This window comes from Methylobacterium sp. E-045, assembly GCF_022829685.1.
Lineage (GTDB): Bacteria > Pseudomonadota > Alphaproteobacteria > Rhizobiales > Beijerinckiaceae > Methylobacterium.
The window spans coordinates 111,525-130,289 of sequence record NZ_JAKSYE010000086.1; the positions used below are offsets into that span (position 1 = coordinate 111,525).

Consider the following 18,765-nt stretch of genomic DNA (forward strand, 5'->3'; position numbering starts at 1 on the left):
ATGCCCCGGTTGACCGCTCCCCCGCTCGATTTCGACGGCTTCCCTTGGCGCCACGTCGGCGAGCGCCTCCGCTACGGCCACGCCATGGCGCTCTTCGTCATGGACGAGGCCCCGCAGACCTTCTCGGACGCCTACCGAGCCGAGCGCGGCTTGATGGTCGCGGCGGTCTTCTCCTGGACGGACCGCGCCGGCACCCCGAACCTGCTGCCGTGCTGGTGGGGGATCTCGGCCGAGGACGTGGACGTCCCGGCGCTCAGGGCGGCGGCCGACGCCGCAATCGCTAAGGCCCGCGCCGCCCGTGACGAGGCCAACGCTCGGGCCGAGGAACGCCGGCTCGCCGCGCAGGCTCGCGTCGACGAGATGGCGGGACCGATTCGCGAGCGGCTTCAGGCGCTCGTCGGGGCGGCACCCTGGCAGTTCGGCCGGTCCCTGACGGAGGCGGCCGAGACCGCGCACCGGGCCGAATGGGGGCCCTACGATCTTGAGCGTGCGGAGCGCTGGCTGTCCAACGCCGAGGCCAACCGCGTCCGCGCGGAGCAGAGGATCGGGCGCCCGGCGATGCCGCACTTCTACGCCCGGTCAGAGGACCCGGCGGTGCGCGCTGCGACCCTGGAGGGGCTGCGCTACCTCGCCTCCCTCGACGAGGACTGGGCCGCCATCCAGAACGGCGAGGGTTTCAGCCAGACCACGACCTGGAGCGGTCACGTCCTCGCCGAGCGCGAGGTCCTCGACCGGGGCGAGGCCGCCCACGGGCTCGCGCTGATCTATCAGCACAGGCTGCAGCTGCCCGACGAGCTCTGCGAGCGCGCCCTCGGCGAGGCCCCGGTGCGCCGAGGCCGGCGCCGCCTCCCAGCTGGCGACTTGCTAGCCCCGGCCTGACGATACCCTCGCCCCTGTCTCTCCGTCTCCCTCAGTTCAACTTAGGCAGTCCCGCAATGATCGACCTCAAGAAAATCCTGGCCTTCATCGCCGCTCTCATCGCCGCCATTTTTGGCGACGCCCGCGAGGCCGCCGTGTCCCTGTACGGGGACGTGAAGCGCGTCGCCGGCGTCGCGAAGGCCGCGGTCGACCGCACCGCTACCGCCGTCGGAGCCGGCCTGGAGGGCCCGGCTCGGGGGCTGGATCTCACGGCTTCCGGGATCGGCGGTGTCCTCGGGGCCCTGCTGCCCCGTCCGGCCGTCCACGCGTCCGACGTCGCCGAGGTCGCCCTGGCCAACGACAACCGCGCCGCGGCCGGCCCGCGCCCGGTCGCGCTTGGCCTCGGAGAGCTCGTTATCGCGCACAACCGAGCCGCGATGGACCCGACTGGCCGCTCCGGCAGGGATCTCGCCCCGCTCCCGCGGGACGTCGCATCCTGGCTCGCCGGCCTCGACACTGGCGCCCGGTGCAATCTGGCATTCGTGCCCGCGTTCCGCGTCGAGCAGCATCTCCGCGCCGAGTCCCTCTCGGAGATCCATGGGGGCCTGCCCCTGATGCCGTCCCTTCAGGCGCGCCTTGATGCCGAGGCCCCGAAGCCTCGCCCCGGCGAGTACGACGCAGACGACAAGAGGGTCATTGAGGAGGCCTACAGGCTCCTGGAGACCCCCGAGGCCCACGCCCGCGTCGCCGCCTGCCGCATGTGACGTGTCAGCGACCGAACGACGAAGGGCCCGCCGGTCATCCCGGCGGGCCCTTCGCATGTCTGGGGGGGCTTGAGGCTAGACGAGGCCCTGGCGCCGGGCGGCGGCGACGACCGCGCGCTCGGCCCGCTCGGCCCGGGCCTCGGCCGCCGCGGCGCGCTGCAGGGCGGCCCCGAGGAGGAGGCGGAGCTCGGCGGCCTCAGCGGCAAGGGCATCGGCCTCGGCCTCGACCGCGACGGCATCCCGGCGGGCTTGCCCGAGGCGGCCGGCGAGGCGCGAGACGGCGTGCCGGTCCGTGTCCTGCCGAGCGCGCAGGCCGTCGAAGGCACCCTGGATCGCGGAGTGCCCGAGAGCCAGGCCCTGGCCAACGCGGATGCTGCTGTCGATCGCGAAGCTGCGGGTCTGGTGCGACATGGGCGTCTCTCCTGGCGGGGCGGATCTCACCGCCCAATTCGCGCCTGGGCGGGACTCCCCGTCAACCCGGTGCCACGTGGATCCACATGGGATGGTGAACACCCCGTTTCCGGGGGGGCTGCAGCATGCGTCCTGAACGGATCGCGATTTCGCTCTTGATGAATCGCCGATCATGCAGACTGAAACGCCCAAAAATATGCTGAGGAAATGCTGAGCTCAGCACGACGTGCGCACGAGGGAGTGCCGAGCGAGTGCCGATGCCGTGACATGTCATGGTGCCTTGCACCTCGTCACGGCATCCTACGCCCATGACCGCACCCCGCACCTCATCCTCGGCCGCCCGTGCACGCGAGGCAAACCGCGCCGTCAAGGCGGCCTCCCGCGCCCGGGCGGCGGAGGCGGGCGCGCCCGACCCGGCGACGCTCGACCGCGCGATCGCTGACGGGCTGGCGGTCGTCATCGCAGGCGCGCCCAAGGGGTACCGCCTCGCGAGCCCGATCGACGCGGGAAGGGTTCTGCTGGCGGCGGCCGCCGCGCTCAAGGCCCGCACGGAACGGGCCATCGCGGCCGGAAAGCCGGCGGTCGTCTACCGGCGCGAGGCCGTCGCGACCGCCCTCGCGGCCCGCCTCGGACTGGATCCCTGAGGTCCGGGAGTTCGCAATTCCCGCGTTACACCGGATAGGAGTAACGGGGGGAGGAGATGGCCTGGTCGAAAACACTCGACTGACGCGACGCCCCTTCGGAGGGGTTCTCAGCCCTTGGAGCGCGGCTTCAGCGTCACTTCGAGATCGCAGCCCATCGCGTCGGCCACGGAGCAGAGCCGGGCCCAATGCCAGCCCGCCAGGTGCCCTGCCCTGAGCTCCGTCCGGACGTGGCTGTCCTTCATCCCCTCGGGGTAGCTGAGGCGGCAAGGCTTGGCGGATGGGGCGGCCGGCTTCACCCGCTCGCAGAAGGCCTCGATGGTGCCGGCGTGGGAGACTGCGATCTGCTGGGCCACCCCGTCGCGGGCCCGATCGGCGATCGCCGCGCCCCGGGCGGCGTCGTAGCGCTCGATGATGCGGTCGCTCCGGATGCCGAGGAGGCGGTCAGTGGCTAAATGGCCCGGGCGGCTTGGGCGCGGGCGACCTAGTGCACTGACGCGATCAGAGGATTCACGTGGTGGGTGACGTGTGCGAGTCTGTGCGATGGCTCAGACCGTTTGCGTGCTCCTCGATGACACCGCCCAGTCACAGCTGACCGAGATCGCCGGGGATCGATCACGGCCCCTCAAACACATCCTGCGGGCCCGTATCGTTCTGCTCTCGGCCGAGCGTCTCAACGTACAGGACGTGGCCCGGCAGGCCGGTGTCAGTCGGCCCGCCGTCTGACGCTGGCAGCAGCGCTTTGCTGAGGAGGGCGTCGAAGGCTTGCTGCGCGACAGGACCCGCCCGCCAGGCATCCCACCCCATCCGACCCGAACGGTGGCCAAGGTGCTGGCGCTGACCTGCTCGGAGCCCCCCGGCGAGGTGACCCACTGGACCGGGCGCGCCGTCGCCCAGCAGACCGGGATCTCGTTGCGCTCCGTGCAGCGGATCTGGCAGGCGCATCGCCTGCAACCGCATCGGGTTCGCACCTTCAAACGATCCCACGATCCGGCCTTTGCCGAGAAGGTCGAGGATGTGGTCGGCCTCTACATGGATCCGCCCGCCCATGCGGTCGTGCTCTCCATCGACGAGAAGAGCCAGATCCAGGCCCTGGAGCGCACCCGTCCCGACCAGCCGCTCGGACCAGGGCATCCCGCCGCCCAGACCCATGACTACAGCCGTCACGGCACCACAACCCTGTTCGCCGCCTTGAACGTCTTGGAGGGCACCGTGCTCGGCCGCTGCATGCAGCGCCATCGCCATGGCGAGTTCATCCGCTTCCTGAACGCGGTCGAGGCCGCCGTGCCGGCGGGCAAGGTGATCCACGCGGTGCTCGACAACTACGGCAGCCACAAGCACCCGAAGGTCCGCGCCTGGCTCGCCCGCCATCCGCGATGGACTTTCCACTTCACCCCGACATAGGCCTCATGGCTCAACGCCGTCGAGGGCTTCTTCTCCGCCCTCACACGCCGCCGGTTGCGACGCGGGACCTTCACCGGACTCGTCGACCTGCAGGCGGCCATCAAACGCTACATCGTCGAGCACAACCAAAGGCCCAGACCCTTCGTCTGGACCAAACCCGCCGCTGCCATCTTCGACGCTCTCAACCGAACCCTTGAACCATCCGTCTGAGTCAGTGCACTAGTCGACGGAGCTTGAGTAGCATGGCGCTCCACCAAGAAGGCCATTGACGCTCTATTGCCACGCAAGAAGATAGAGATGCGCTTGAGCCACGGGAACTTCTCCAACAAAGTGGACAAGGCCTACAGGCGGCGTCCCGAGGACTGACGGGTCGGAGCCAGCGACGCCGCCGGCGCCCCTTACGGATCCGAGGGTTCTGCTGCTAAGCTCGAACCCGTGCGGGGGAACGAGTCTCGATGGCGGCGACGGGTTCGGTCTTCGAGATCATCCTGCAATGGTCGAGGAATAAGCCTGACTGGCAGCGGGACGCCCTACGTCGCATAGTGGCCAAGCGCACCCTCGACGCCGACGATCACCAAGAGCTTGCACTGCTCTGCAAGAGGGGATGTGGCTTTCCCGGTATCGAGGTGACACCGTCGCCCTTGGGCGCCGAGCATGTTCCGTCCATGGCCACCGCCGGTGAGAAGGTAGCGCTGACCTCGATCAGGGATGTCATGGGCGTCAATCGGCTCGCTCCCGGCCAGGAACTCTCGTTTGAACCCGATGGAATTACGATCGTCTACGGCGACAACGGGGTAGGAAAATCCGGGTATGCCCGCATCCTGAAGCGGGCGTGCCGGGCACGTTCCCCCGGCGAGATCCTGCCGAATGCCTTCGGCGGCGGTGCCGATGCGGGATCCGCCACGATCGGATGCGTCGTATCGGGCGATCCGATCGCGCCGCTGGCCTGGACCGACGCGGGCTCTCCCCACGCCATCCTTTCCAGCGTCAGCGTCTTCGACCGCGAATGCGGAATGGTCCATGTGCGCGAGAGGAACGAGGTCGCGTTCCGTCCGTTCGGGCTCGACATCCCCGATGAGCTCGCCGGTGTCTGCCAAGCGATCCGCACGGCGCTGACGGCGGAACAGGGGGCGCTTGAGCAGGCGCGGGATTCGGCGTTCACGGAACCCGCGTTCGGGTCTGGGACCCGGGTCGGGCGGCTTCTCGGCGCGCTCGCTCCGGGTACCGACCTCGGACCCCTGGAAAAGCTGTCGAACCTGTCAGCGGAGGAGCGCGCAAGGCTTCGCCGGCTTGAGGAGGACCTGGCCCGCGACCTGGTCCGGGCCTCAGGGGAGCAGCGCGAGCTGGCCCGGGCCGTACGCCGCCTCTCCGAGGAGCTTGATAGGGTCTTCGGGGCGGTGTCGGATGCGGAGCTCGCGCAGCTTGCGGCGCTCGCCGGGACCGCCCGCTCCAAACGCTCCGCCGCCTCGCTCGCGGCCGAACGCGCCTTCGGCGGAAGCGCCCTGAAGGGGGTCGGGGAGGCGACCTGGCGAGCCCTATGGGACGCGGCGCGGCATTACTCGGAGCATGTCGCCTACGAGGGGCACGACTTCCCGCGGACGGACGCGGAAGCGGTCTGCGTGCTCTGCCACCAGCCGATCTCCGAAGGGACCGGGGATCTGAAGCTGACCTTTGAGGAGTTTGTGAAGGCCGACAGCGAGCGCGAGGCGCGGAAGGCCGAGGTCGCCTACGAGGAAGCCCTGGGGAAGCTGTCGGGTCTGTCGCTGCGGATGTCCGGGTTTCCGCTGCGCCGCCAGCTGTCGGTGACCCATCCAGATGTCGCCGCCGCGATCCTGCGCGGGCTGGCGACCGTCCGGCTTCGGCGATGGATCTGCACGCGGGCACTCGCCGACCGCGGGGCGGGTCCAATGCCCGTGGTTGCGGCCGGCATCATCGGCACGCTGACGACTCTTGCGGATGATACGCAGGCCTATGCCAAGGAGCTTCTGACGGCGGTCGATCCCGCCGGTCGGGTACGGCTGGTTGCGGAACGGGACGAGTTGCGTGACCGCGCACTCTTGGAGGCACTGCTGCCGAAGGCGAGGATCGAGGTGGCACGGCTGAGCGAGCTGGCGGGTTTGAAGGACTGCCTGTCCGAGATGGCGACGAATGCCATCACGACGCTCGGCAACACGATCGCCGACAAGGTCATCACGCCGAAGGTCCGCGATCGCTTTCAGGAAGAAATCCAGAAGCTGGCCGCCCACAGGGTGAGGGTCGACATCGTCCGTTCGGGCGGCAGGTACGGCTCCCCGCAGTACCAGGTCCGGCTGTTCGCCAACGAGAGGGCGAAGGTCGGCGAGATCCTGAGCGAGGGCGAGCAGACCTGCGTGGCCCTGGCCGCCTTCCTGACCGAGCTCGCTACCGCGGCTCATGGATCGACGCTGGTCTTCGACGATCCGGTCTCCTCGCTGGACCATCGGTGGCGGCGCAAGGTCGCCGAGCGGCTGGTCGAGGAAGGGGGCGTCCGGCAGATTATCGTCTTCACGCATGACCTCGTCTTCCTGAACGACCTGCATGCGCTGTCAATCGACGGCAGGATCCCGGTCTCCCTGATCTCGCTCACCCACACCTCTGCCGGCGCGGGCGTCGTGAACCAGGGACTGCCCTGGATCGGGGCTAAGGTCCGGGAGCGCCTCGACGCTCTTGAGAAGGACGCACGGGCGGCCAAGGTCCTCTACGACGACAATCGGGATGATGAGTACGGGGCTGCGGCCTCCCACTTCTTCAGCAGGTTACGAAGCACGTGGGAACGGGCCCTTGAGGAGGTGGCCTTCAACTGCGTCATCCAAAGGCACCGCGACTACATCAGCACCAAGGACCTGAGAAAGGTGGCGAGCCTGACCGTTGCCAACGTCGAGGATTTCGCCGCCGGCTTCAAACGGTGCTGCGATCAGACGGAAGCCCACGATCCATCTCCCGGGCGGAACGCTGCTCCCCTGCGCCCAGACGAACTGCTCAAGGCCGTCGGGGACCTGAGGGCCTGGGTGGACCAGCTTCGTGAGCAGCAAAAGGGCGTTTGACGGCCTTCTGTCATCGTCGCCTACCGCAGTAGGTGCCGCGGCCACCTGGTTGAGATCGACGGCGCCCTCCGCCGCGGCAGCCTGGCCCTGCTAGCCCCCGACACCATGCAAGGCCCCTTTCTAATGATCGCCGAGCGGATCCCCGACGCGCTGACCACCTCGACCTTCGAGCGGGATGCCGACCGGAACATCGCAGGCCGCGACGAGCCCTGATGCGCCTTAACGGTTTTCACCTATCAATCGGATTTGGAGGTACGGGCCCCGGCCTACCGCCGATAGGCATCGTGCCAGGAGTGGTCGTCCCACCATCGACGAGAAGGGTGTCGCCGACGATGTAGTCGGACAGGTCGCAGGCTAGGAACGCGATGGCTGAGGCGATGTCCTCGACCCGTCCGATGCGACCATACGGGATCTGCGACACCGCACTGCGCAGATTTTTACCCTGCATCTGGCCCGCGTTAATGCCGGTCCTCACGGCGCCGGGTCGATGGCGTTCACGCGCAACCCGCGCGGGGCGAATTCCTGGGCGAGGGTGCACATCAGCGTCGTCGTGCCGCCCTTCGAGGCCGCGTAATTAACGTGATCGCCCCACGGGATGCAGTCGTGTGACCTGAAGGCTCCCGACGCGATGGGAACCAGCGTCGTCGGCTGACTTCCCGGCTATTGAGCCAGCCCCGGCTTCTGTTCACTTCCGGCCGTTTGTAGTTCGCGCCGATCAGTGTAACAGGCAATTTTTCAAATATCAAAAATCGCCTTTTCATCGTCTATCGAAGGTAACCGGGGGCTCCTAAGCAGTCTCAATCTTTCATGTCTTACATATGCTGCCCTTTCAATTTGTCCTCTTAGTGAACTTTGCATGATTTCACCGGGGACAGTTTCGAGAATATCTGAAATTGTTTGATATTTTATTGGTAAAAACAACCTCTTTTTCAGGACGCTTTTATTGAGAGGTTCCTTCCCCCAATATGTTTTTAAATCACGAATGACAGGCTGGATTTGATCGAGCACGGCTGCTCCGTGTAATCGTGTGAATTCTAAGTGATCCATATCTTGATCGTCATCGTGCATCCGATTTATATCTCTCAAACAACATGCAGGAAATCCGTTTACATACAGATTCGACTCTGGTCTTGACAGACTAAATCTGAGATCAGTTGATATTTCTTGACAGTCAACTATTCCGAATGCGACGGCCTTAACGAGTAGGTCAACATCTTCAGTAAGTCGCTTGGGTCCAATTTTTATGAAAGGTAGCTTCTGTTCTCGCTGATACATACAGGCTTGTACGAAGCCGACAGCATCCAAATCAGAATTATGCCCAGTGAAGATTGCGCGAATTCTGAGTTCGATGTCGGACGGCGCAAGCTGATTTATATCAGCAAATACTCGAGGTTTTTCTATTTCCTCGTGAAATATTTTGTAGAATTCTGCGCTTCCGATACCTATCATGCCATTATTATCTCTCGTTGAGAGTTTCGCGTAGCGAATGCGTGATAATTAGTCCGGGATGGATATGTACAAGTACAATACAATCCGATGAGATAGATCGCGTGACAACGCTTATAGCTTCTTAGATGCGCTTTCATCAAAACCCCGTCACCAAGGTTACAGCAAATCGCCGCGGCACACCGAAACTGATGCCCGGGCTCAGGCCTTGAGCGCCTCGATGCTGTCGAGGAGGTCTGGGCCGCCGGTCCGGCGGGCGCTCCACTTGCGGAAGATCGCGAGGACACTGCGATCGGTGATGCCGTGGCGGGCTGGGTTGTTCTCGTCCAGGACGCGCCGGAGCCGGGCGGGGACGTCGCGGTGCCAGAACTTGGTATGGTTCGGGCCGACCTCGCGTCCGAGTTCCTGGTAGGCGCCGTTGCCCGCCCAGCGCAGGCCCTTGGCGCCGAGCAGGGTACCGATCTCGCTGGCGCGGAAGTCGAGCTTCCGGCCGATACTGCCCGCGGTACAGATGTAGACCACTGCGGACTCCGCGGAGACGGTGGGCAGGTCCGGGGCGGCGCTCTCGCCGCCGACGCGGGCGAAGGCCTCCTCCGCCTTGCCGGTCCGGACGCCGTGCATCTCGGTGACGAGGAGCTCGACGCCGCGGGTGAGCCGCTCAATGAGCTCGCCTTGCCGCTGGAGGCGCTCATCCTGTTCCCGGACACGCGCTAGATGCTCACCGCGCTCGGCGCGGAGGATCTCGTTCTGCTCCCGGAACTGTGCCGCGATGGTCTCTCCCACGTCGCGCCGGAAATCCTCCATATCCGCGAGGGGTTTCCTCGGCGGAAGGTGGTGGAGCACGCCCATGGGAGGCTTCTCGCTCATGCGGCGACGGCTTCCGGGTTCGCGTGGTTACCGTGGAAGGCGTCGAAGGCCGCGTCGGCAGCGAGGGCGGCGAAGCGCTCGTGGTCGATCTCGGTGCGCCGCCCGAGGGCGTCGCGCATGACGGCGTGGGCGCGCTTGCGATCGTCAAGCTCGATCTGGGCGAAGACGCCCTCGGCCTCCGGGTTTACGACCCCGGCCGCAAGCATCTCGCGGCGGGCGAGGTAGGGGTCCCGGGCTAGGGCTCGGATGTAGCGGTCGGCGACCTTGCTCTGAGGAACCTTGCCGCGCTCCCAGCGGGTCCAGGTCTTCGGGCCGGTGGAGAGGATCTGTTCCATGTCGGCCTGGCGGAGCTTGTACTTGAGGCGGATGGCGTTGAGCTCGGCGGCGGACAGGAGCCCGTCCATCTCTCGCACGGCGTTGGCGACGGCGAGCTCGTGCTCGGAGATCTGAGAGCCCTGATAGCTGACGTTCCCGCATTCGGCACAGGCCATGCGACGGTCCTGGATGGCGAGGCTCTTCCCCGACCGTTCGACCACGAAGGGCTCGACGCGCTCGCAGACCGCGATCGCCTCGCAGGCTTGGCAGGCCTCCATCGTCATCGATCGATATCCTTCTTGAATGAGGTGACGACCAGGACGTCAGCGCCGGTGACCAGCAGCTTCAGGAACATCCAGTCGGCGCAGTCGTCGACCCAGATCGAGTAGTAGTCCGACACGGTGGTCGGGTGGTGTCTTCGCGTCGGCTCGGACTTGCTGAAGTGCGCCTCGCCCAATTCCGTCTGGATGATCGCCCGCAGGTCGTCCGTGTCGAGCTTACGGGTCCTGAGCTCTTCGAGGACGGGAGAAAAGAACGAACAGGCCTCCTCGTCGGCGGCGAGCGCGCGGACCTTTGCCAGGGGATTGTGCGGCGTCATCCAGCCTCCAAGAGGTAGCACCATGCTACCCGAACTTCAACCGCGGCATTCTGCTGAGGCTGGCGGCCCGGCTCCCTTGGTTGATCCCCGGTAAGCGTGGCCTGGAGGGTTTTACGCATGGGCCGGTGCGCGGTTCCGTCCCTTCGTGGAAGGGGCCGCCCGTGCCTAACCCAGCTCCATCTTCGGCTTGTCGGACGATCGCCAGGACCGGTTCCAAACTAGGTGCGCAGCATGTCCGATGCCCGGTCCCGCTCCTCGCCGACCTGCTCGGGCGGCCGGGAATCGCGACGCTACGGCGACCCCAGACGCAGAGGGGGGCGACGTCTCCGCGGACGCACCCCCGAGCATGTCGGCATTCGGATAGGCGCCCTGGGACGCCCGTCCGGCATGTACGAGCGCCTCCGGATCGTCCATAAGGCAGTCATGAGCGCGGGATTCCCGATCAGGGCCTACGAGGCGTCGCGCGGCTGGTGGGCGACCGCCGTCCGCCTGCTGTCGTTCGTCCTCCTCCTGGCGCTCATGGCGCCCTGTGCGATTTCCTCCGCCGACGCCCATCGCCTTCCTGATCACGCGCCCGCGTTCGCCACGTCCTCGCATAAGGGTGCGCCGGACCAGCCCGACGGGTGCCCGGCCTGCCATGCGACCTGCGGCTGCCATCTGGCCATTGGCATCGAGGCGTCACCCGGGATTCCGATCGCCACCGCCGGACGCCCGTCCTATGCCACGGCCGACGTCACCGTAGCCTCGATCTCCGCCGGTCGCCTTCCAAGGCCCCCTCGCGCCTGAGGCGGCACCGCCACGGCCGTGGCGGATGCAGACCGGACATCCCAGCGGATGCCGGCTCCTTGAGCGAGCTTGACTTGAACCGGACCGTCGACCCAGCCCCAGGCGGTGACCGCGGTCCTATGCGAACGGCCTCCCTTCCATGCGTGCAATCATATCCGTGGCCCTCCTGGCCATAGGCGTCGCCATCGGCGGTGCCGTCCCCCGCGTGTCCGAGACCGTGCGGGGCGCGCTGGCCGCCGCCGGCCTGTCCTCCACCGCGGCCAAGACTCCGGCGACCAACGCGGCCGTGACCGGGGCGCAGGCCACCAAGGTCGACGGCGACCACAAACACGCCGAGGGCGAGGCGCACGGCCACGACGAGGCAAGCGAGGGCAAGATCAAGATGACGGCCGAGCAGGCCGCCGAGCAGGACATCAAGCTGGCGCATGTCGAGGGCGGCATCCTCTCGCGCCATCTCCTGGTGCCCGGCACCATCACCCAGGACGCCGACCGGATCGCCCGGGTGCCTGCGCGGGTCGCCGGGACAGTGGCGGAGATGCGCAAGCGTCTCGGCGAGGACGTCGCCAAGGGCGAGATCGTCGCCGTCCTGGACAGCCGCGAGGTCGCGGATGCCAAGAGCGACTTCCTCACCGCGACGGTCAAGGCGGATCTGGAAAAGACCAACTTCGACCGGCAGCAGGCCCTCTGGGACAAGAGGATCTCGGCGGAATCGGCCTTCCTGAACGCGAAGGCCGCCTACTCCGAGGCGGGCCTGCGGGTCGATCTCTCCCGCCAGAAGCTATCGGCCCTCGGGCTGAACGCGACCGAGGTCGCCGCCGCGGCCAAGAAGGACGAAACCACTCCGAACTTGTCGTCGCTTCGCCGCTTCGAGCTCAGGTCCCCCCTCGCGGGGCGGATCGTGGAGCGCAAGGTCGACGTCGGAACGAAGGTCGGCAGCGAGGGGGACCCGGCCGACGTCTATACCGTGGCCGACCTCTCCTCCCTCTGGATCGAGCTCCCCGTCCCCACCACCGAGCTGTCCAAGGTCCGCGAGGGCGCCAGGGTGACTATCGTCGGGGGCGAGGACGCTCCCCGCCCCGAGGGCAAGGTCGTCTTCGTCAGCCCGATCCTCAACCCGGAGACGCGCTCGGCCCGGGTCATCGTCGCCCTGCCGAACAAGGACATGTCCTGGCGCCCGGGCACCTTCGTCACGACCGAGATCGAGATCGCCCAGGACAAGGTCGCGGTGCGGCTGCCGAAGTCCGCCATCCAGACCATCGGCGGCGAGAAGGTGGTGTTCGTGCGGACCGAGGAGGGCTTCTCGAAGCGAGAGGTGACCCTCGGCAAGGCGGACGACGATGCCTACGAGGTCGTCGCCGGCCTGGAGCCCGGCGACGAGGTCGCGGTGGCCAACTCCTTCGTCCTGAAGGCCGAGCTCGGCAAGGCCGAAGCCGACCACGACCACTGAGGGCGGCCGCCATGATCTCGAAGATCCTCGACTTCTCCGTCCGCCAGCGTTGGCTCGTGGTGCTCCTGTCGCTGCTCGCGGCCGGGTTCGGCGTGTTCTCGCTGACGAAGCTTCCCATCGACGCGGTGCCGGACATCACCAACAACCAGGTGCAGATCAACACCACTGCGCCCTCGCTCTCGCCGAACGACATCGAGCGCATCATCACGTATCAGGTCGAGACCGCGCTCGCAGGCATCAAGGGCCTGGAATACACCCGCTCGCTATCCCGGAACGGGTTCTCCCAGGTCACCGCCGTCTTCTCCGAGGCGACGAACATCTACTTCGCCCGCCAGCAGGTCGCCGAGCGTCTTCAGGAGGCCGAGGCGGCGATGCCGTCCGGGGTCGAGCCGCGCATGGGGCCGATCTCGACGGGCCTGGGCGAGATCTACATGTGGTCGGTGCACTACGCGAAACCTGCTGAGCGCAAGGTCTCGAAGCCCGGCAAACCCGGTTGGCAGCCGGACGGCAGCTACCTCACACCCGAGGGCCAGAGGCTCTCGACGGAGCTCGAACGCACGGCCTACCTGCGCACGGTCCAGGACTGGATCATCCGCCCACAGGTGAGGACCGTCCCGGGCGTGGCCGGCGTCGACGGCATCGGCGGCTTCGAGAAGCAGTACCACGTCCAGCCCGATCCGATGAGGCTGACGGCCCTCGACCTGTCCTTCGCCGACATCGGGCGGGCGCTGGAGGCTAATAACGCCAACCAGGGTGCGCGCTACCTGGAAGACAACGGCGAGGGCTACGTCGTGCGCGCCGCCGGCCGCTTGGAGAGCATGGAGGACATTGGCTCCGTCGTCGTGACCACGCGCGGCGGCGTGCCGGTCCGCATCTCCGACGTCGCCGAGGTGCGGATCGGGCGCGATCTGCGCACCGGGTCAGGCAGCGAGGACGGGCAGGAGGTCGTCATCGGCACCGCCCTGATGCTCATCGGCGAGAACAGCCGCACCGTCGCCGCCGCGGTCGACGCGCGCATGACCGGCATCCGGCGCACGCTCCCGCCCGGCGTCGAGGTCCAGACGGTCCTCAACCGCACGGTCCTGGTCGAGGCCACCATCCGGACGGTCGCCAAGAACCTGGCCGAGGGCGCGGCCCTCGTCGTGGTCATCCTGTTCCTGCTGCTCGGCAACATCCGCGCGGCCATCGTCACGGCCCTCGTCATCCCGGTGGCGATGCTGATGACCATGACGGGCATGGTCCAGGGCCGCATCAGCGCCAACCTGATGAGCCTTGGGGCCCTCGATTTCGGCCTCATCGTCGACGGGGCAGTCATCATCACCGAGAACGCCCTTCGCCATCTCGCCGAACGCCAAGGGGAACTCGGGCGAAAGCTCGACCTGGAGGAGCGCCTCGCCACCGTGCGGGCCTCGGCCGAGGAGATGATCAAGCCCTCCCTCTACGGGCAGGCCATCATCATCCTCGTCTACGTGCCGCTCCTCACCTTCACCGGGGTCGAGGGCAAGATGTTCGAGCCGATGGCGCTCACCGTCATCATCGCCCTGGTCGCGGCCTTCGTCCTGTCGCTCACCTTCGTCCCGGCGATGATCTCCATCGTCATCACCGGCAAGGTCACCGAGACCGACAACCTCTTCGTCCGGGCGATCAAGGCCGCCTACCGCCCAGTCCTCGGGGCCGCCCTGCGCGTGCCCATGCTGTTCGTCGCGGTCGCCCTGGTGTTGCTTGTCGGGGCAGGCATCCTGTTCAGGGGTCTGGGGCAGGAGTTCATCCCGCAGCTCGACGAGAAGAGCATCGCGTTGAACGCCCAGCGCATCCCGTCGACGTCCCTGTCGCAATCGCAGGCGATGCAGCTGAAGGTCGAGCAGGCCATCGGCCGGTTCCCCCAGGTCGCCTACGTCTTCTCGAAGACCGGGACCGCCGAGGTCGCCTCGGACCCGATGCCGCCGAGCTCGTCGGACACCTTCGTCATCCTGAAGCCGCAAGCCGAATGGCCGGACCCGGACCTGTCCAAGGCCGAGTTGCAGGAGAGCATCGAGAAGGCCCTCGGGGCGCTCGCGGGCAACGTCTACGAGTTCTCCCAGCCCATCCAGCTTCGCTTCAACGAGCTGTTGGCCGGCACACGCGGCGACCTCGCCGTGAAGGTCTTCGGCGATGACCTAGGCGCGATGACCGCGGCCGCGAACCAGATCGCCGGCATCCTGCGCGGGGTCGAGGGCGCGGACGACGTGAAGGTCGAGCAGACGGCTGGGCTGCCGTTCCTGGAGATCGGGATCAACAAGGCCGAGGCGGCCCGCCTGGGCCTGAGCACGTCCGCGATCCAGGACGTCATCGGGGCGGCCATCGGGGGCCGCGAGGCGGGCGTCGTCTTCGAGGGCGACCGGCGCTTCCCCATCGTCGTGCGCCTCAACGACAAGGTGCGCGAGGACCGCGAGGCCCTGGAGAACATCCCGGTGCCGTTACCTCCCGGACCGAACGGGCGCGCCGCGTCCGTGCTCCTGAAGCAGGTCGCGAGCTTCTCGGTGACGGAGGGCCCGAACCAGATCTCGCGCGAGAACGGCCGGCGCCGGGTCGTGGTCACCGCCAACGTGCGGGGCCGCGACATCGGCTCGCTCGTGGCCGAGGCGCAGGACAAGGTAACCTCGGGGGTGTCGCTCCCGGCCGGCTACTACGTGACCTGGGGCGGACAGTTCGAGAACCTGGCTTCCGCCCGCCAGCGCCTGATGGTGGTCGTCCCGGTGTGCTTCTTCCTGATCTTCCTGCTGCTGTTCTCGGCCCTGAACTCGGCCCGGGACGCGCTCCTGGTGTTCAGCGCGGTTCCTTTGGCGCTGACCGGGGGCATCGCCGCCCTATGGCTGCGGGGCATGCCGTTCTCGGTGCCCGCGGCCGTCGGCTTCATCGCCCTGTCCGGGGTGGCGGTGCTCAACGGCTTGGTGATGCTGACCTATATCAAGCAGCTCATCGCCGAGGGACGGCCAAGGCGCGAGGCCATCATGGAGGGCGCCATGACCCGGCTCCGTCCAGTGGCGATGACCGCGCTGGTGGCATCCCTCGGGTTCGTACCGATGGCGCTGGCGACCGAGACCGGGGCAGAGATCCAGCGCCCCCTGGCGACGGTAGTCATCGGCGGCCTCATCTCGGCGACCCTTCTGACCCTCGTGGTCCTGCCGGCCCTCTATGCCAGGTTCGCCGGTGCGGTCGCCCCCGAGAGGAAGGATCGGCCCAAGCCGGTCCAACCGCATCTCCGCGCCGCCGAGTAGGAGGGTCGGCATGAGCAAGAAGGTCGCCCGAACCATCGCCGACTGGGGCGGCGGCGGCCCACGTCGCCGACGCCGCGTCAGGCCCCACGTCCGTCGCGCGGCCGGCCGGGCGTTCGCCCTGGCCCTCATCGCCATCCCGGCCTGCGTCTACGTTCTGTACTGCCTCTGCAACATCGGCGGGAGGACGCACTTCCACCTGATGCCGACGGGGCCGATCCATCCTCAGGACGGATCCCCGTGGGGAGACAAAGCCTCGATGATGCGGCAGTCGGCGACGGACCCGCAGCCGCACTGACCGATGACGTCACGCAGCTCATGCGCCAACCGGGTCAGGTCGGCCAGCTTGCGCTCGACCTGCGCCAGGTGGGCGCGGGCGATGGTGTCGACCTCGGCGCAGGACCGGTCGCGGTCGTCGGCCATGGCGAGAAGCTCCCGGATCTGGTCGACCGTGAAGCCGAGGTCCCGTCCCCGCCGGATGAAGCTCAGGCGGCGCAGGTGCTCCGGACCGTAGAGACGGTAGTTGCCCGCCGACCTTTCCGGCGCCGGCAGGAGCTTCATCTTCTCGTACCACCGGACCGTCTCGACGCGGGTGTTCGTCGCCGCGGCCAGGTCGCCGATGGTCATGGGGGGTGCCTGCGCCATGGCCTTGACCCTGTAGTTGCTACAGGGTGCATGTAGGGCCTCAGACCCTTCGGCGCGAGGCCCGGGTCGACGGAGCTTGCCATGTCAGGGCCAGGAACATCGGGAGCGGTCCCCGCGGGCGCCGCGCTGCGCTACCGCGTGAAGGGCATGGATTGCCCGAGCTGCGCGACCAAGATCGAAACGGCGGTAACCCGCCTGCCCGGCGTCCGCGACGTGCGCGTGAACTACACGGCCCAGGTCCTCGACCTCGTGCTCGACGAGGGCTCGACGCCCAGGGCGGACCTGGAGAACCGGATCACGGGGCTCGGCTATGGCGTCGGGTCCCTGCCGACCGCGGCCGACCTCGCCCGCTCGCAGACGACGGGCATCGCGGCCCCGGCCATCGTCGAGGAGGAGGCGGAGACCCCCGCCTGGCGCAGCCGCAAGGGGCTTTTGGCGCTGGGCATCGCCGTCCTGTTCGCAAGCGGATTTCTCCTGCAGACGGTTCGGCCCGGGCTGGCCGGGGAATACGCCTACTGGCCCGGCGCGCTCCTGGGTCTCGCCTTCTACGGACGCCGCGCCATCGCCGCCGCCCGCAACGGCTCGCCCTTCTCCATCGAGATGCTGATGTCGGTCGCCACCATCGGGGCGCTCGCCATCCATGCCGCCGAGGAAGCGGCGGTGGTGGTCCTCCTCTTCACCGTTGGCGAGATGCTCGAAGGCTTTGCGGCCGGCCGGTCCCGGGCCGGCATCAAGGCCCTCGTGGGCCTGGTGCCGAAGACGGCGCGCCTGGTCGAGGGGGACGGCGCCGTGCGTGAGGTGGCGGCCGCCTCCCTGGTGATCGGCCAAACCGTGCTGGTGCGCCCGGGTGACCGCGTCCCTGCGGACGGCGAGGTCACGGACGGCACGTCGAGCCTCGACGAGTCCCCGATCACGGGGGAATCGGTGCCCCGGCCAAAGGAGGTCGGGGACGCCGTCTATGCCGGCAGCGTCAATGCGGACGGGGCCCTGCAGGTCAGGGTCACCCGGATGCCGTCGGACAACACCGTCGCCCGCATCCTGCACATGGTGGAGGAGGCGCAGGCGTCGAAGTCGCCGACCGCCCGGTTCATCGACCGCTTCAGCGCCGTCTACACCCCGGTCGCCTTCGCGGTCGCCGCGCTGGCGGCGCTTGGCCCGCCGCTGCTGCTCGGCGCCGACTGGGGCACCTGGATCTATCGCGGACTGGCGTTGCTCCTCATCGCCTGCCCCTGCGCCCTCGTGCTCTCGACCCCGGCCGCCATCGCCTCGGGTCTTGCCGCCGGAGCGCGGCGGGGACTGCTGGTGAAGGGCGGCGCCGCCCTGGAGACCATCGGACGGGTGCGTACCGTCGCGTTCGACAAGACGGGGACGCTCACGGCAGGGCGTCCAAGGGTCACCGACGTCCTCCCATTTGCCCCGGACATGACGGATCGCACCCTGCTCGGGCTCGCGGCGACGGTGGAGGCCGGATCGAGCCACCCCATCGCTCGTGCGATCCTCGAACGTACGGAGGCCGACGCCATCCCCCTGCGCCCCGTACGCGATGCCCGTGCGGTTCCCGGCAAGGCCGTCCAGGCCACGGTCGCCGGTCGCACGGTCGCGGTGGCATCCCCGCGCCACGCCGCGACGCTGGCCAGCCTCTCGCCGGAAGCGGAAGCGACGGTGCAGGCCCTTGAGGAAGCCGGCAAGACCGCCGTCGTCGTGGTTCGGGACGGAGAGGCGCTCGGCGCCGTGGCGGTCCGGGACGAGCCCAGACAGGATGCGGCCGCCGGCGTCGCGGCCCTGCGCCGGCTCGGGGTCGAATGCGTGATGCTGACCGGCGACAACCGGCGCACCGGCGAGGCCATCGCCAAGGGCCTGGGACTATCGGTCCGGGCCGACCTGCTGCCGGCCGACAAGCTCGCCGAGATCGGCGCGTTGAAGGAGGTCGGCCCGGTCGCTATGGTCGGCGACGGCATCAACGACGCCCCCGCGCTCGCCTCCGCCAGCGTCGGCATTGCCATGGGCGGCGGCACAGACGCGGCACTGGAGACGGCTGACGCGGCCATCCTCAACGACCGGGTCTCGGACGTGGCCGCCCTCGTGGCGCTGTCCCGGGCGACGCTCGGCAACATCCACCAGAACGTGGCCATCTCGCTGGGGCTTAAGGCCGTGTTCCTGGTGACGACGCTCGCAGGCATCACTGGGCTATGGCCGGCCATCCTGGCGGATACCGGGGCGACCGTCCTAGTGACGGCCAACGCCCTTCGCCTGCTCCGGGCTTGAGC

15 protein-coding genes and 2 pseudogenes are annotated in these 18,765 nt (G+C 67.9%); 9 read left to right on the forward strand and 8 right to left on the reverse strand.

The window, feature by feature from the left end; genetic code table 11:
* Both MKK51_RS16005 and MKK51_RS16010 read left to right on the forward strand, forming a co-directional pair.
* Positions 1-879: a hypothetical protein gene (locus MKK51_RS16005; protein ID WP_147842682.1), complete on the forward strand. Its 879-nt coding sequence runs from the start codon at positions 1-3 to the stop codon at positions 877-879.
* Between the two features lie 56 nt (positions 880-935).
* Positions 936-1,622, forward strand: a complete 687-nt coding sequence (locus MKK51_RS16010) for a hypothetical protein (protein WP_147842683.1) — start codon at positions 936-938, stop codon at positions 1,620-1,622.
* A 75-nt stretch (positions 1,623-1,697) separates the two neighbouring features.
* Here the strand turns inward: MKK51_RS16010 and MKK51_RS16015 are convergent, their stop codons facing one another.
* Positions 1,698-2,033 (reverse strand): hypothetical protein, encoded by a 336-nt coding sequence (locus MKK51_RS16015; protein WP_056250418.1) that lies wholly within the window; start codon positions 2,031-2,033, stop codon positions 1,698-1,700.
* Between the two features lie 308 nt (positions 2,034-2,341).
* Here MKK51_RS16015 and MKK51_RS16020 point away from each other — a divergent pair, with 308 nt between their 5' ends.
* Positions 2,342-2,677 (forward strand): hypothetical protein, encoded by a 336-nt coding sequence (locus MKK51_RS16020; protein WP_056250420.1) that lies wholly within the window; start codon positions 2,342-2,344, stop codon positions 2,675-2,677.
* Between the two features lie 107 nt (positions 2,678-2,784).
* On the opposite strand, the gene MKK51_RS16025 is transcribed toward MKK51_RS16020, so the two are convergent.
* Positions 2,785-3,030: a hypothetical protein gene (locus tag MKK51_RS16025; RefSeq protein WP_147840812.1), complete on the reverse strand. Its 246-nt coding sequence runs from the start codon at positions 3,028-3,030 to the stop codon at positions 2,785-2,787.
* Positions 3,031-3,217: 187 nt separating this feature from the next.
* On the opposite strand from MKK51_RS16025, the pseudogene MKK51_RS16030 reads away from it, so the two are divergent.
* Both MKK51_RS16030 and MKK51_RS16035 read left to right on the forward strand, forming a co-directional pair.
* Positions 3,218-4,288, forward strand: a pseudogene (locus MKK51_RS16030) (IS630 family transposase).
* A 245-nt stretch (positions 4,289-4,533) separates the two neighbouring features.
* Positions 4,534-7,140 (forward strand): AAA family ATPase, encoded by a 2,607-nt coding sequence (locus MKK51_RS16035; RefSeq protein WP_147840813.1) that lies wholly within the window; start codon positions 4,534-4,536, stop codon positions 7,138-7,140.
* 229 nt (positions 7,141-7,369) lie between these two features.
* Here the strand turns inward: MKK51_RS16035 and MKK51_RS27575 are convergent.
* The 5 genes and pseudogenes from MKK51_RS27575 to MKK51_RS16055 all read right to left on the reverse strand — a co-directional run bounded on the left by MKK51_RS27575 (position 7,370) and on the right by MKK51_RS16055 (position 10,366).
* Positions 7,370-7,779 (reverse strand): annotated as a pseudogene (locus MKK51_RS27575) (SDR family oxidoreductase).
* 96 nt (positions 7,780-7,875) lie between these two features.
* Complete coding sequence (locus tag MKK51_RS16040; RefSeq protein WP_243978896.1) at positions 7,876-8,589, reverse strand: hypothetical protein; 714 nt, start codon at positions 8,587-8,589, stop codon at positions 7,876-7,878.
* A gap of 198 nt (positions 8,590-8,787) precedes the next feature.
* Positions 8,788-9,453, reverse strand: a complete 666-nt coding sequence (locus MKK51_RS16045) for a hypothetical protein (protein WP_147840816.1) — start codon at positions 9,451-9,453, stop codon at positions 8,788-8,790.
* Positions 9,450-10,052 (reverse strand): type II TA system antitoxin MqsA family protein, encoded by a 603-nt coding sequence (locus MKK51_RS16050; RefSeq protein ID WP_147840817.1) that lies wholly within the window; start codon positions 10,050-10,052, stop codon positions 9,450-9,452. Before MKK51_RS16050 ends, MKK51_RS16045 begins: the two co-directional genes overlap by 4 nt.
* On the reverse strand, positions 10,049-10,366 hold the full coding sequence (locus tag MKK51_RS16055; protein ID WP_187275328.1) for a type II toxin-antitoxin system MqsR family toxin: 318 nt from the start codon (positions 10,364-10,366) through the stop codon (positions 10,049-10,051). Before MKK51_RS16055 ends, MKK51_RS16050 begins: the two co-directional genes overlap by 4 nt.
* A 387-nt stretch (positions 10,367-10,753) precedes the next feature.
* On the opposite strand from MKK51_RS16055, the gene MKK51_RS16060 reads away from it, so the two are divergent.
* The 3 genes from MKK51_RS16060 (at position 10,754) to MKK51_RS16070 (ending at position 15,856) form a co-directional block, all read left to right on the forward strand.
* The gene (locus MKK51_RS16060; RefSeq protein WP_243924975.1) at positions 10,754-11,152 is read left to right on the forward strand and encodes a hypothetical protein; all 399 of its coding nucleotides are present in this window, start codon (positions 10,754-10,756) and stop codon (positions 11,150-11,152) included.
* Between the two features lie 139 nt (positions 11,153-11,291).
* Entirely contained in the window at positions 11,292-12,599 is a 1,308-nt protein-coding gene (locus MKK51_RS16065; protein ID WP_147840819.1) for an efflux RND transporter periplasmic adaptor subunit, read from the forward strand.
* Positions 12,600-12,610: 11 nt separating this feature from the next.
* A complete protein-coding gene (locus MKK51_RS16070) occupies positions 12,611-15,856 on the forward strand; it encodes an efflux RND transporter permease subunit (RefSeq protein WP_147840820.1) in 3,246 nt (1,081 codons plus the stop codon).
* Positions 15,857-16,078: 222 nt separating this feature from the next.
* Here the strand turns inward: MKK51_RS16070 and MKK51_RS16075 are convergent, their stop codons facing one another.
* On the reverse strand, positions 16,079-16,480 hold the full coding sequence (locus MKK51_RS16075; RefSeq protein ID WP_147840821.1) for a MerR family transcriptional regulator: 402 nt from the start codon (positions 16,478-16,480) through the stop codon (positions 16,079-16,081).
* Between the two features lie 99 nt (positions 16,481-16,579).
* Here MKK51_RS16075 and MKK51_RS16080 point away from each other — a divergent pair, with 99 nt between their 5' ends.
* Entirely contained in the window at positions 16,580-18,763 is a 2,184-nt protein-coding gene (locus MKK51_RS16080; RefSeq protein WP_147840822.1) for a heavy metal translocating P-type ATPase, read from the forward strand.
* Positions 18,764-18,765: the final 2 nt, after the last annotated feature.

Bases quoted from the DNA above. Each gene is read 5' to 3' on its own strand.
- MKK51_RS16005 (WP_147842682.1), top strand. From the start codon at position 1: ATGCCCCGGTTGACCGCTCCCCCGCTCGATTTCGACGGCTTCCCTTGG.
- MKK51_RS16010 (WP_147842683.1), top strand. From the start codon at position 936: ATGATCGACCTCAAGAAAATCCTGGCCTTCATCGCCGCTCTCATCGCC.
- MKK51_RS16015 (WP_056250418.1), bottom strand. From the start codon at position 2,033: ATGTCGCACCAGACCCGCAGCTTCGCGATCGACAGCAGCATCCGCGTT.
- MKK51_RS16020 (WP_056250420.1), top strand. From the start codon at position 2,342: ATGACCGCACCCCGCACCTCATCCTCGGCCGCCCGTGCACGCGAGGCA.
- MKK51_RS16035 (WP_147840813.1), top strand. From the start codon at position 4,534: ATGGCGGCGACGGGTTCGGTCTTCGAGATCATCCTGCAATGGTCGAGG.
- MKK51_RS16040 (WP_243978896.1), bottom strand. From the start codon at position 8,589: ATGATAGGTATCGGAAGCGCAGAATTCTACAAAATATTTCACGAGGAA.
- MKK51_RS16045 (WP_147840816.1), bottom strand. From the start codon at position 9,453: ATGAGCGAGAAGCCTCCCATGGGCGTGCTCCACCACCTTCCGCCGAGG.
- MKK51_RS16050 (WP_147840817.1), bottom strand. From the start codon at position 10,052: ATGACGATGGAGGCCTGCCAAGCCTGCGAGGCGATCGCGGTCTGCGAG.
- MKK51_RS16055 (WP_187275328.1), bottom strand. From the start codon at position 10,366: ATGACGCCGCACAATCCCCTGGCAAAGGTCCGCGCGCTCGCCGCCGAC.
- MKK51_RS16060 (WP_243924975.1), top strand. From the start codon at position 10,754: ATGTACGAGCGCCTCCGGATCGTCCATAAGGCAGTCATGAGCGCGGGA.
- MKK51_RS16065 (WP_147840819.1), top strand. From the start codon at position 11,292: ATGCGTGCAATCATATCCGTGGCCCTCCTGGCCATAGGCGTCGCCATC.
- MKK51_RS16070 (WP_147840820.1), top strand. From the start codon at position 12,611: ATGATCTCGAAGATCCTCGACTTCTCCGTCCGCCAGCGTTGGCTCGTG.
- MKK51_RS16075 (WP_147840821.1), bottom strand. From the start codon at position 16,480: ATGACCATCGGCGACCTGGCCGCGGCGACGAACACCCGCGTCGAGACG.
- MKK51_RS16080 (WP_147840822.1), top strand. From the start codon at position 16,580: ATGTCAGGGCCAGGAACATCGGGAGCGGTCCCCGCGGGCGCCGCGCTG.